Here is a 12,202-nt window from a genome sequence, read left to right as displayed (position 1 = left end):
TTACGCTTTCCTCCTTCAGAGTCAAACACTTTTTTCAGCGTTTTTCTCCGGCGGGGTGAATCACTTCACGCCCTGCTGAGCCGCCTGCGTTGCCGCTTTGCCGTCTCAGTGGTGGCGCATTATAGGGCGAACTTATGGAAGCGCAAGTGCAAATTTCAACTTTTTTACTGTTCGCTTAAGATTTGTGCAGAAGGCCTGATTTCAGACCTTTTTCATGCGCGCCGGCAGCTCTGCGAGACTATCAATCACCCAATCCGCAGCCGCTTCGCCTTCGGCTGTGACCGGCTTACCACTGCGCACCAGCACTTTGGTTCCCACACCTGCCGCCTGCGCTGCCAGCATATCTTCCAGCTTATCGCCCACCATATAAGAAGCTGCCATATCGATGTTCAGGTGTTTCTGCGCCGAAAGCAGCATGCCCGGTTGCGGCTTGCGGCAATCGCAAGTCTGGCGGTACTCCACGACCGTTGCATCAGGCAGATGCGGACAGAAATAGATGCCGTCGAGATCGACATCGCGATCGGCCAGTGACCAGTCCATCCACTCGGTGAGTTGCATAAACTGATCTTCGGTAAACATGCCGCGCGCGATGCCAGACTGGTTGGTCACCAGCACCAGCGCGTAGCCCATCTTCTTTAACGCCTGCAGCGCTTCAATGGTGCCATCAATAAACTGAAAATTATCGATCTCATGAACATAGCCGTGATCGACATTCAGGGTGCCATCACGATCGAGAAAAATAGCCGGGACTGGGTTCGCCACGTAGAAACTCCTGCTGCAAATAGTGCCGCGCAGTATCGCATGATTGCGCGTACCGTGAGAATGGCAGATTGAATGACTTTGATTGATTTAGCCGTCTGGATGCCTTACCATCCATCCAGATTTCGCCTGCCCCGGCGGCGCGAAGACCGATACACCACGGACAACGCAACACGATAACAATTAAACTAATGATTATACTCGAAAATATAACCAAAGTGTTCCAGCAGGGTTCACGCACTATTCAGGCGTTGTCAAACGTTAGCCTGCACGTGCCTGCCGGACAAATTTATGGCGTCATCGGTTCATCCGGTGCCGGTAAAAGTACGCTCATCCGCTGCGTCAACCTGCTGGAGCGCCCGACATCCGGTCGCGTGCTGGTTGACGGTCAGGATCTCACCGCGCTCTCTTCCGGGCAGTTAACACTGGCGCGCCGCCAGATTGGCATGATCTTCCAGCACTTCAACCTGATGAACTCCCGCACCGTGTCGGGCAACGTTGCGCTGCCGCTTGAGCTGGGTAACCTGTCACGCGAGGCGATCAAAAAGCGCGTCAGCGAACTGCTGGAGCTGGTCGGTCTGGCGGACAAACACGACAGCTGGCCGGCGAATCTGTCCGGCGGTCAGAAACAGCGCGTCGCGATTGCCCGTGCGCTGGCCAGCAATCCGAAGGTTCTGCTGTGTGATGAAGCCACCAGCGCGCTGGACCCGGCCACCACCCGCTCGATTCTGGAGCTGCTGAAAGACATCAACCGTCGTCTCGGTATCACCATTCTGCTGATCACCCACGAGATGGATGTGGTGAAACGCATCTGCGATCAGGTAGCGGTGATCAGCAACGGCGAACTGATTGAAAAAGACAGCGTCAGCGAAGTGTTCTCCCACCCGAAAACGCCCCTGGCCCAGCAGTTTATTCAGTCAACGCTGCATCTGGATATTCCGGATGATTACCAGCAGCGCATGCAGGCGAGCGCGGGCAGCGAGAGCGTGCCGCTGCTGCGACTGGAGTTCACCGGTAAATCGGTGGATGCGCCGCTGCTGTCAGAAGCCGCGCGCCGTTTCAACGTCAATAACAACATTATCAGTGCCCAGATGGATTACGCCGGTGGCGTGAAGTTCGGCATCATGCTGGCCGAAATGGACGGCAGTGAAACAGATACACAAGCCGCTATTGCCTGGCTGAAAGAAAATCATGTGAAAGTAGAGGTGCTGGGTTATGTCTGAAGCGATGCTGTGGTTACTGACGCGTGGCGTCTGGGAAACGCTGATGATGACCTTCGTTTCTGGTTTCTTTGGCTTTGTGCTTGGCCTGCCGGTTGGCGTACTGCTGTACGTCACGCGTCCGGGGCAGATTCTGGCCAACACTGCGCTGTATCGCGTGCTGTCAGCCATCGTCAATATTTTCCGTTCTATTCCTTTCATTATCCTGCTGGTGTGGATGATTCCGTTTACCCGCGCCATCGTCGGCACCTCTATTGGTCTGCAGGCGGCCATCGTTCCGCTGACCGTGGGCGCAGCGCCGTTTATCGCCCGTATGGTGGAAAACGCGCTGCTTGAGTTGCCGACCGGACTGATTGAAGCCTCGCGCGCCATGGGTGCCACACCGCTGCAGATCGTGCGTAAGGTGCTGCTGCCGGAAGCGCTGCCAGGGCTGGTGAATGCCGCTACAATTACCCTGATTACGCTGGTGGGCTACTCCGCCATGGGCGGTGCTGTGGGCGCGGGCGGTCTGGGCCAGATTGGCTATCAGTATGGTTACATCGGCTATAACGCCACCGTGATGAATACCGTGCTGATTTTGCTGGTGGTGCTGGTGTATTTAATTCAGTTCTGTGGTGACCGCATCGTGCGTGCGGTGTCACATAAATAAGCAAACAACATCAATAGTCCTCTATTAAGGAAAGGATATGTCTTTCACATTTAAAAAGATTGCCGCTGTGGGTGCTCTGATTGGCGCGATTGCGCTGGCAGGATGCGATCAGAAAGAGAAAGATCCCAACCACATTAAAGTGGGTGTGATTGTCGGGGCTGAGCAGCAGGTTGCGGAAACTGCCGTGAAAGTCGCGAAAGAGAAATACGGTCTCGATGTTGAACTGGTTACCTTTAACGATTACGTGCTGCCTAACGAAGCGCTGAGCAAAGGCGATATTGACGTTAACGCCTTCCAGCACAAGCCGTACCTCGATCAGCAGATCAAAGACCGCGGTTACAAACTGGTGCCGGTCGGCAACACCTTCGTTTATCCGATTGCCGGCTACTCGAAAAAAATCAAATCGCTGGATGAGCTGCAGAACGGTGCGCAGATCGCTATCCCGAACGATCCAACCAACCTCGGTCGTTCTCTGCTGCTGCTGCAGAAAGTGGGCCTGATTAAACTGAAAGATGGCGTGGGCCTGCTGCCAACCTCACTGGATATCACTGAGAATCCAAAGAACCTGAAGATTGTTGAGCTGGAAGCGCCACAGCTGCCACGTTCACTCGACGATCAGCAGATTGCGCTGGCGGTGATCAACACCACTTACGCCAGCCAGATTGGCCTGACCCCGGCGAAGGACGGCATCTTCGTAGAAGATAAAGACTCGCCGTACGTGAACCTGATCGTTAGCCGCGAAGACAACAAAGACGCGGAGAACGTGAAGAAGTTTGTTGAGGCTTATCAGTCAGACGAAGTGTCTGAAGCCGCCAACAAAATCTTCAACGGCGGCGCAGTGAAAGGCTGGTAATTATCCCTTTCATGCGGTGCAGGGCGGCTTCGGCCGCCCTTTCTATTTCAGCATGTGGCAGCTGACTTGTTATTTCTGGTCGTCCTTGTTTCAATAACGCCACTTTTTATTACATGAGGATGTTGCCATGCGTTTTTTACCGCTCTGCTTGTTGGCATTGATGCTGACCGGGTGCGTGCGTGAATATCACCCAATAAGCAGTGCTCCGTCTCGCCCGCAGCAATCAACCAGCGAACCTCAACGCAAACCGGCTGCGCGTCCGGCCCCGGTGAAGATCTATACCGATGCGACCGATCTGGTCAGCAATCCGTTCCGCGATCTGGGTGAAGTGTCGGGTGATGATTGCCAGAGCAGCACCCAGGACTCGCCGCCGAACCTCAATACCGCGCGTAAACGCCTGCAGATTAAAGCGGCTGGCATGAAAGCCAACGCCGTGCTGCTGCACAAGTGTGAAATTGTCTCCAGCACGCCAGGCTGCTATCGCCAGGCCGTATGCCAGGGCTCCGCGCTGAAAGTCTCCAATCAATGAGTGAATTTGCCTTTGCGCAAATCGGCGTGATCCGTTCGCCGTGGAAAGAGAAATTTGCCGTACCGCGCCAGCCGGGTCTGGTGCAGGACGGCGGTGGCGAACTGCATCTGCTGGCGCCGTATAACCAGCCGGAAGCGGTGCGCGGACTGGAGGCATTCAGCCATTTGTGGGTGTTGTTCGTCTTTCACCAGACCATGGCCGGCGGCTGGCGCCCAACCGTACGCCCGCCGCGCCTCGGCGGTAATGCCCGCATCGGCGTATTTGCCACCCGCTCGACCTTTCGCCCCAATCCTATCGGCATGTCGCTGGTTGAGCTCAAAGGCATTCGCTGCGAGCAGCAACAGGTGATTCTGCAATTAGGCAGCCTCGATTTGGTGGACGGCACCCCTGTGGTGGATATCAAGCCTTACCTGCCCTTCGCCGAAGCGCTGCCTGAGGCGCGCGCGGGTTTCGCCCAGAGCGCGCCCGACGCCAGCATGCCGGTGCGTTTCTCCGCGCAGGCGCAGCAGCAGTTGCAACAGCAGCAACGCCACTACCCGCAGCTGGCGCGCTTTATCACTGAAGTGCTGGCGCAGGATCCGCGCCCGGCTTATCGCAAAGGTGAAAGCCCTGGCCGTGAATATGCAGCCTGGCTGCTCGACTTTAATGTGCGCTGGCGCATTGACGCGGCGGGAACCGAGGTGATCGCGCTCGATCCGCGCTAAAACAAGCTTTTGAGTGACGGATCTCGCTGGTACACTAGCCGCCAGCAAATTTTTTGTTCGTATCCTTCCGTACAACTGGAATCGTAAATTAATGCGTACTACTCAATATCTGCTCTCCACCCTGAAGGAGACGCCTTCCGATGCTGAAGTGATCAGCCACCAGCTGATGCTGCGCGCCGGTATGATCCGCAAACTGGCTTCCGGTCTCTATACCTGGCTGCCGACCGGTATTCGCGTGCTGCGAAAAGTTGAAAACATCGTGCGCGAAGAGATGAACAACGCCGGTGCGATTGAGATCTCCATGCCGGTGGTTCAGCCAGCCGATCTGTGGGAAGAGAGCGGTCGCTGGGAGCAGTACGGCCCGGAGCTGCTGCGCATTAAAGACCGCCACGAACGTCCGTTCGTGCTGGGTCCGACCCATGAAGAAGTGGTCACCGACCTGATCCGCAACGAGCTGAGCTCCTATAAGCAGCTGCCGCTCAACGTCTATCAGATCCAGACCAAATTCCGTGATGAAGTACGCCCGCGTTTTGGCGTGATGCGTTCGCGCGAATTCATCATGAAGGATGCGTATTCGTTCCACACCTCGCAGGAGTCGCTGCAGGAAACTTACGATGCGATGTACCGCGCCTACAGTCAGAGCTTCAGCCGCATGGGGCTGGATTTCCGCGCCGTACAGGCCGATACCGGTTCGATTGGCGGCAGCGGCTCGCATGAGTTCCAGGTGCTGGCGCAGAGTGGTGAAGATGATGTGATCTTCTCCAGCGAGTCCGATTACGCGGCCAACATTGAGAAAGCCGAAGCGCTGGCTCCTGCCGGTGAGCGCCCGGCGGCAACGCAGGCGCTGACGCAGTTCGCTACGCCAAACGCGAAAACCATCGCCGAACTGGTCGAACAGCACCAGATCCCGGTAGAAAAAACGGTGAAAACGCTGATCGTGAAAGCCAGCGAAGAGAGCGGTCATTCGCTGGTTGCGCTGCTGTTACGCGGCGACCACGAGCTCAACGAAATCAAAGCCGAGCATCTGGACATTGTGGCCGCGCCACTGGAAATGGGCAGCGAGGAAGAGATTCGCGCCGCCATCGGTGCCGGTTTTGGCTCTCTCGGTCCGGTCGGTCTGACCATCCCGGTGATTGCTGACCGCACCGTGGCAAAAATGAGTGACTTCGCAGCAGGCGCCAACATTGATGGCCAGCACTATGCCGGCATCAACTGGGGCCGCGATCTGCCAGAAGCACGCGTAGAAGATATTCGTAACGTGGTAGAAGGCGATCCGAGCCCGGATGGCAAAGGCGTGCTGATGATTAAGCGCGGCATTGAAGTTGGCCACATCTTCCAGCTCGGCACCAAATATTCGGACGCGATGAAAGCAGCGGTACAGGGTGAAGATGGTCGCAATCAGATCATGACCATGGGCTGCTACGGTATCGGTATCACCCGCGTCGTGGCGGCGGCTATCGAACAGAACCACGACGAGCGCGGGATTATCTGGCCAGCGGCGCTGGCACCGTTCGAAGTGGCGATTCTGCCGATGAACATGCACAAATCCTTCCGCGTGAAAGAGCTGGCGGAACAGCTGTACAACGAGCTGCGCGCCAAAGGCATCGATGTCATTCTTGACGATCGTAAAGAGCGTCCGGGCGTGATGTTCGCCGATATGGAACTGATTGGCGTACCGCACACTATTGTAATTGGCGATCGCAACCTGGATAACCAGGAGATCGAGTACAAAGCCCGCGCCGCCAGCGAGAAGCAGATGATTAAGCAGCACGACATCGTCGACTTCCTCAGCCGCGCACTCAACAAGTAATCCCCTGACGCCTCCTGCCGGAGGCGTTTTTTTTAGCGTAGCTTGCCGCGCAGCGCCTTCACATTGCTGCGTCGTGATTTACCTTCCAGCCGCCGCTCTCTGGACGCCCGCGTCGGGCGCGTCGCGCGGCGCACTTTCTCCACCGTTGTCAGCTCGCGTATCAGGTTGATCAGCCGCTGCAGCGCCGCTTCACGGTTCATCTCCTGGCTGCGATACTCCTGCGCTTTGATAATCACCACGCCATCGGCGCTGATCAAATGGTGGTTCGCCTCCAGCAGCCGCTGTTTATAAAACGGCGGTAGCGACGAGGCGTGAATATCGAAACGCAGATGGATAGCGGTCGACGTCTTATTGACGTGCTGGCCGCCCGCGCCCTGAGCGCGAATGGCACTGAGCTCCACTTCATTGTCCGCAATTGAAACACTACGTGACAGCACAATCATCTGCCACCTGCCGTTATCAGCGCCGTTGTATCCGGAAATAACCTGTTCATCAACTTAACCTTTTGTGCGCCGCCAGGCTGGCTGAGACCAGTGCTGGCTGTCACTTTTTGCCCTTTCTTTGCCACCTTCCCTGCGCCCCCTGGCTGATTTCCAGCGAACCCCTGTGATATAGTCGCATATCAACCAGAGTATTGATGCTCTGCTGAGGAGGTGTATGTGCAAAAGTATTGTGAGTTAGTTCGCCAGAAGTATGCCGGGATTGGCAGCGGCGACCTGGGGTATGTGCCAGACGCGATCGGATGCGCACTGAAAGCACTCAATGATATTGCCGCTAATTCTGCGCTAAACTCTTCTGTCAGGGAACAGGCAGCGTATGCCGCTGCAAACTTATTGGTGAGCGACTATGTTGACGAATGAAGCCTACAAACCCATCAACTGTGATGATTACGACAACCTCGAGCTCGCCTGTACCAAACACTGGACGCTGTCGCTGGAGCTCAAAAACGGCGACCAGCTGAAAGCGAAAGCCGTGGACATGGTCTCACGTAAAAACGTCGAGTATCTTGCGGTCGACCTCTCCGGTGAAACGCGCGAGCTGCGCCTCGACCACATCGCCAGCTTCAGCCATCCTGAGCTGGGCACCGTTATCGTCAGCGAAGACGAATAATCTCTCCCCGGGCGGGAAAGCTATTCCCGCCCACCTCGCTTAAGGCTGCAGCGAAGCGTAGTACGCCGCTAAATCATCCATATCCTGATCGCTCAACCCGGCCACAAAGGCTTTCATCACCTCTGCCTGACCGCCACTGCGCTCGCCTTTTTTGTAGGCCTGCAGCGAATGCAGCAGGTAGGGCGCATGCTGCCCGGCCAGATTAGGGTAAAGCGGCACCGCGCTCTTACCTTCCGCGCCATGGCACGCCATACAGCTGGCGGCTTTCTGCGCGCCAGCCTTGACGTCGCCCTGCGCAAACGCCGGCAGCGCAGCAGCCAGTAGCGCCGCGACAATCCACTGTTTCATCATTGCTGTTCCTTTTTAGGGTGTTGACCAGATCGCCTGCCAGCCTTGCGTCTCGCCCGCCGCGCCTGCGCGGGTGACAAACAGCCCCGGCGCAGCAATCAGCGTCTGGTTGTAGTAAATCAACGGAATGCGTTCGCGCTGCCACGGCGGGACGCCCAGCTCCTGCCACAGTTTTTTCATTTCGCGACCACCAGCCCGGCCGACAACATGGTGATAGCCGTGGGCCTGAAAGCGCACAATAACCTGCTCATCCGCCGCCGGCTGGCGCAGTTCCGCCTGCGCCGGAATGGCGCGCAGTTCACCCAGCCCATCAGGCAAAATTAATGGCTGCGTCTGCGGCTGCCAGGTTAGCGAGTGCTGACTCAGTGAGTGCTGTCGCGGCAGCCAGTAAAGCCGTTCCCGGTAGCGCCGCAGTTCGTGCGCGCCAAAGCGCAGACACGGCTGCGCATCTTCACGGCTGTGCATCACCTCGTCGGTAATGCGCTGCAGCGCGTCGCGCGCGGGCATTGCACCACCACGTTCGCTAATCCAGCGCCGCAGCAGCGCGTGCCGCCGTGCCTCGCTACAGGCCAGCAGCGGCGGAAAATGCAGTGCGCCCTGGGCATCGGTCAGCTGCGCCAGCTGCTCGCTGAGCAGCTCATCCAGCAGTTGCTCCTGCTCACCGCATAGCGCTGCGCTGCGGGCACTGGCCGCGCTGAAGTGCGGCCAGCGCGCCTGCAGCAGCGGCAGCACGTCCTGGCGCAGGAAATTGCGATCGTAGCGACGGTCAGCGTTGCTCTCATCGTCAATCCAGTCCAGCTGGTGCCCGACAGCGTAAGCTTCCAGCTGCTGACGGCTGAGGTTGAGCAACGGGCGCAGATGCCAGTGGCCGTTGACCTGCCGCTGCTGCGGCATCGCCGCCAGACCAGCCGGACCACTGCCGCGTTTCAGCGCCAGCAGCAGCGTTTCAGCCTGGTCATCGAGGTGCTGAGCAGTAAGTAAGTACTCACCGGGTTGCAGATGACTAAATAACGCCTGATAGCGCGCCGTGCGGGCTGCGGCTTCGATCCCGCCGGCGCGAGCGTCCACCTGCACGCGCAGCACCTCACAGGGAATGTGCCACTGCTGACACTGCTGCTGGCAGTGCGCCGCCCAGCGATCGGCGTTGGGGCTTAAACCATGATGCACATGTAATGCGCGCACGCGCAGCTGCGGCTGCTGGCGTTGCCAGCTCACTAACTGATGCAGCAGGACGCTGGAATCGAGCCCGCCGCTGAATGCCAGCACGCAGCGGGCATCGGCTGGCAGCAGCGCAGCAAGATGAGAAAAGGACATGCACGCATTCCGTTGAGGTGAACCGCCGGATTGCGGCTCACTGCGCGCGCTATTTTACGCCTGATACAGCTCCAGCGGCAAACCATCCGGATCGGGGAAGAAGGTGCAGGCTTTACCGGTGAGAGCATCGATGCGGATTGGCTCGCACACCACGCCCTTTTCTGCCAGCGCGGCAACCGACTGTTCGACATCATCCACACAAAACGCCAGATGGCGCAGCCCGCACGCTTCCGGCCCGCTGACGCGCGGCGGCGGCGCAGGAAACGAGAACAGCTCAATGGTATAGACGCCATTAAGGCCAAGATCGCCTTTCCATGAGTCGCGCTCAGCGCGATAGTATTCGCCCAGTAGCTCAAAGCCCAGCACGTCGCAGTAAAACGCCTTACTGCGCTGATAATCGGTGGCAATAATGGCGATGTGGTGGATCTGTTTTATCTGCAGCATAGCGGCTCCGAAAGTATTCTGAGCCGCTTAGCCTACGTGCCCGGCGCGACGCTGAAAAGAGGCAATTATCTGAAGTTAGCGCGCAGGCTCGTCACGCAGCACGCGCACCAGATAGCGACCGTCGTCGGTGAGCGTGGCACCGTGAATATCCGTTTCAAAGCCGGGATAGTGCCGCCCGATGGTACAGAGCATCAGCAGGAAATCCAGCACCGCCCGGCTCTGTTCGGTAATCATCTCGCCCGGCATCACCAGCGGCACGCCTGGCGGATAAGGCAGGATCATGTTGGCTGAAATCCGCCCAACCAGCTCACGAATGTCCACGGTTTCCACCTGCCCCTGCACCTGCCGCTGAAACGCCTGGTGCGGCGTCATCTTCATCTCCGGCAGAACGTCGAATGCCCGCAGCATCAGACGCGGCAGATCGTGCTGCAGGATCAGCTGATGAATGCCCTGCGCCAGCGTCTGGATGCGCATGTTACGGTAGAAGTCAGGATCTTCAGCATAGAGATCCGGCAGCATATTTTTTACCCGCAGGTTGAGATCGTAGGCGCGTTTGAACTCCGTCAGTCCGCGCAGCACGCTCATCGCTTTGGTTTTATCGATGCCAATGCTGAACAGGAACAGCAGATTGTACGGCCCGGTCTTTTCCACCACGATGCCACGCTGGTCGAGGAATTTCGCCACCAGCGCGGCCGGAATGCCCTCTTCCGCCATCTGGCCCAGTTCGCTCATGCCCGGCGTGAGAATGGTGACTTTGATGGGATCGAGATACATATGATCGCGATCGGCGTGGGTAAAGCCGTGCCACGCCTCGTCGCCCGGCTGAATCGGCCAGCATTCGGCTTCATCCACCTGCTCCGGCTGCCAGATATCAAAGAACCAGCCGTCAGACTCTTCGCGCAGCCGCTGGATCTCGCGGCGAAAATGCAGCGCGCGCTCCACCGAGCGATTAATCAGCCGCCGGCCCGGATTACCGCGCAGCATCGCCGCCGCGGTCTCAATCGAAGAGACGATCGCGTAGCTCGGCGAGGTGGTGGTGTGCATCATGTAGGCTTCGTTGAAGGTGTCGTGATCGTAATCGCCCTTGATGTGAATCAGCGACGCCTGTGAGAACGCCGCCAGCAGTTTGTGGGTCGACTGGGTTTCATAGATCACTTTGCCGGGAATGCGCTCGCCGCTCATGCCACTTTTGCCGCTGTAGATAGGGTGAAAATTGGTGTATGGCACCCAGGCGGAATCGAAATGGATGGACGGCACGTCCAGCGTCTGTTTGATGTATTGCGTGTTATACAGCAGGCCGTCGTAGGTTGAGTTGGTGATGACCGCATGCACCGGCCAGCTGGCGCGCGGGGTAGCGTTAACTTTCTGCTGGATGCTGTCGCGGGTGAATTCGCGCTTAGGGATGCCACCCAAAATGCCCAGGGCGTTGCGCGTTGGTTTGAGCCAGATGGGGATGATGTCGCTCATCATCAGCAGATGAGTCAGCGATTTGTGGCAGTTGCGGTCAATCAGCACCGTGCTGCCGGCCGGTGCGGCGTACATTCCGACGATTTTATTTGAAGTCGACGTGCCGTTGGTGACCATATAGCTCTGTTCAGCGCCAAAGGTACGCGCCACATACTCTTCTGCTTCGAGGTGCGGACCGGTGTGATCGAGCAGCGAGCCCAGTTCGGTGACCGAGATCGATACATCCGCTTTCAGCGTGTTGGCGCCGAAGAAATCATAGAACAGGCTGCCGACCGGGCTTTTCTGAAACGCCGTGCCGCCCATGTGGCCCGGCGTGCAGAAGGTGTATTTCCCCTCTTTGACGTAGGTGAACAGCGCTTTGGTCAGCGGCGGCATAATTTTGTCGATGTACTCATCGGTGTACTGCCGGATATGCAGTGCAATATCGTCAGCGGCGTTGAGCGCGTATTCGAAGAAGTGCAGCGCCATGCGCATTTCATTAATGCTGACATCCATCTGCGAATGGGTGTTGATGAAGGCATACAGCGGCAGTGATTCGTTAAGCTGATTGATGTCGCTGCACAGCGCCAGGCTGTAGTCGTCCCAGTCAAATATCACCCCGCAGACGCGCGGGTTGTGTTCAATCAGTTTCAGCAGGTCGCTGGCATTGTTGGGATAAACGGTCTGGAAACCCTGCAGCTTCAGCGCCGCGTCCAGTTCGCGAATCGGTTCATCTTTGTAGAACGCGCCGTGCGGTCCCATGATCGCAATAATATTCAATGCTCACCTCCTGTGGTGTTGTGGCACGGAATAAGGATAGCGAAAAGTGGCGGGTGAATGTTCCGGAATAGCGCCGTTGTTGGCCTGATGTTTGTCAGCGAGGCATCTCAGGTCGCCATGAATGGCGCCCCTTATATCCCGATCATTCTCCTCCGGGTATGATGATCCCCGACTGATCATCGGGAAGTTGCTGGTGAGATGGGGGCGCCCCCTGGGCATAAAGCCTGCTTCGTAGA

At 57.6% G+C, this 12,202-nt stretch carries 14 protein-coding genes; 8 read left to right on the top strand and 6 right to left on the bottom strand.

Features of this window, described 5'->3' with window-relative positions:
* Positions 1-201: 201 nt before the first annotated feature.
* The gene (gmhB, locus tag C1Y42_RS23155) at positions 202-762 is read right to left on the bottom strand and encodes a D-glycero-beta-D-manno-heptose 1,7-bisphosphate 7-phosphatase (protein ID WP_104094482.1); all 561 of its coding nucleotides are present in this window, start codon (positions 760-762) and stop codon (positions 202-204) included.
* A gap of 188 nt (positions 763-950) precedes the next feature.
* Between gmhB and metN the strand changes: the two genes are divergently transcribed.
* The 6 genes from metN to proS all read left to right on the top strand — a co-directional run bounded on the left by metN (position 951) and on the right by proS (position 6,524).
* Positions 951-1,982 (top strand): methionine ABC transporter ATP-binding protein MetN, encoded by a 1,032-nt coding sequence (gene metN / locus C1Y42_RS23150; protein ID WP_104094481.1) that lies wholly within the window; start codon positions 951-953, stop codon positions 1,980-1,982.
* Complete coding sequence (locus C1Y42_RS23145; RefSeq protein ID WP_021507464.1) at positions 1,975-2,628, top strand: methionine ABC transporter permease MetI; 654 nt, start codon at positions 1,975-1,977, stop codon at positions 2,626-2,628. The genes metN and C1Y42_RS23145 overlap by 8 nt, the downstream gene beginning before the upstream one ends.
* Before the next feature lie 37 nt (positions 2,629-2,665).
* On the top strand, positions 2,666-3,481 hold the full coding sequence (locus C1Y42_RS23140; protein WP_021507465.1) for a MetQ/NlpA family lipoprotein: 816 nt from the start codon (positions 2,666-2,668) through the stop codon (positions 3,479-3,481).
* A gap of 127 nt (positions 3,482-3,608) precedes the next feature.
* Positions 3,609-4,010, top strand: a complete 402-nt coding sequence (gene rcsF, locus C1Y42_RS23135) for an Rcs stress response system protein RcsF (RefSeq protein ID WP_021507466.1) — start codon at positions 3,609-3,611, stop codon at positions 4,008-4,010.
* Positions 4,007-4,714 (top strand): tRNA (N6-threonylcarbamoyladenosine(37)-N6)-methyltransferase TrmO, encoded by a 708-nt coding sequence (gene tsaA / locus C1Y42_RS23130; protein WP_104094480.1) that lies wholly within the window; start codon positions 4,007-4,009, stop codon positions 4,712-4,714. The genes rcsF and tsaA overlap by 4 nt, the downstream gene beginning before the upstream one ends.
* A gap of 91 nt (positions 4,715-4,805) precedes the next feature.
* Positions 4,806-6,524, top strand: coding sequence for a proline--tRNA ligase (gene proS, locus C1Y42_RS23125; RefSeq protein ID WP_058759538.1), 1,719 nt, complete (start codon positions 4,806-4,808; stop codon positions 6,522-6,524).
* Between the two features lie 32 nt (positions 6,525-6,556).
* On the opposite strand, the gene arfB is transcribed toward proS, so the two are convergent.
* Positions 6,557-6,967: an alternative ribosome rescue aminoacyl-tRNA hydrolase ArfB gene (arfB, locus tag C1Y42_RS23120; RefSeq protein ID WP_021507469.1), complete on the bottom strand. Its 411-nt coding sequence runs from the start codon at positions 6,965-6,967 to the stop codon at positions 6,557-6,559.
* 216 nt (positions 6,968-7,183) lie between these two features.
* On the opposite strand from arfB, the gene C1Y42_RS23115 reads away from it, so the two are divergent.
* Together C1Y42_RS23115 and rof are read left to right on the top strand one after the other, a co-directional pair.
* Positions 7,184-7,384 (top strand): YaeP family protein, encoded by a 201-nt coding sequence (locus C1Y42_RS23115; RefSeq protein ID WP_021507470.1) that lies wholly within the window; start codon positions 7,184-7,186, stop codon positions 7,382-7,384.
* Positions 7,371-7,634, top strand: coding sequence for a Rho-binding antiterminator (gene rof, locus C1Y42_RS23110; protein ID WP_021507471.1), 264 nt, complete (start codon positions 7,371-7,373; stop codon positions 7,632-7,634). The genes C1Y42_RS23115 and rof overlap by 14 nt, the downstream gene beginning before the upstream one ends.
* Before the next feature lie 39 nt (positions 7,635-7,673).
* Here the strand turns inward: rof and C1Y42_RS23105 are convergent, their stop codons facing one another.
* The 4 genes from C1Y42_RS23105 to C1Y42_RS23090 form a co-directional block, all read right to left on the bottom strand.
* A complete protein-coding gene (locus C1Y42_RS23105) occupies positions 7,674-7,982 on the bottom strand; it encodes a cytochrome c (protein ID WP_031279691.1) in 309 nt (102 codons plus the stop codon).
* A 15-nt stretch (positions 7,983-7,997) separates the two neighbouring features.
* Complete coding sequence (gene tilS, locus C1Y42_RS23100) at positions 7,998-9,296, bottom strand: tRNA lysidine(34) synthetase TilS (RefSeq protein WP_104094479.1); 1,299 nt, start codon at positions 9,294-9,296, stop codon at positions 7,998-8,000.
* Between the two features lie 54 nt (positions 9,297-9,350).
* Positions 9,351-9,740, bottom strand: coding sequence for a VOC family protein (locus C1Y42_RS23095; RefSeq protein ID WP_058770579.1), 390 nt, complete (start codon positions 9,738-9,740; stop codon positions 9,351-9,353).
* 75 nt (positions 9,741-9,815) lie between these two features.
* Entirely contained in the window at positions 9,816-11,966 is a 2,151-nt protein-coding gene (locus C1Y42_RS23090; protein WP_104094478.1) for a lysine decarboxylase LdcC, read from the bottom strand.
* Between the last annotated feature and the right edge of the window lie 236 nt (positions 11,967-12,202).

Origin of the sequence: Pantoea sp. ICBG 985, from assembly GCF_002928365.1 — a bacterium.
Taxonomy (GTDB): domain Bacteria; phylum Pseudomonadota; class Gammaproteobacteria; order Enterobacterales; family Enterobacteriaceae; genus Pantoea; species Pantoea dispersa.
Note: the sequence above shows the minus strand (reverse complement) of the source record. Positions and strands in the feature narration are given on the sequence as shown.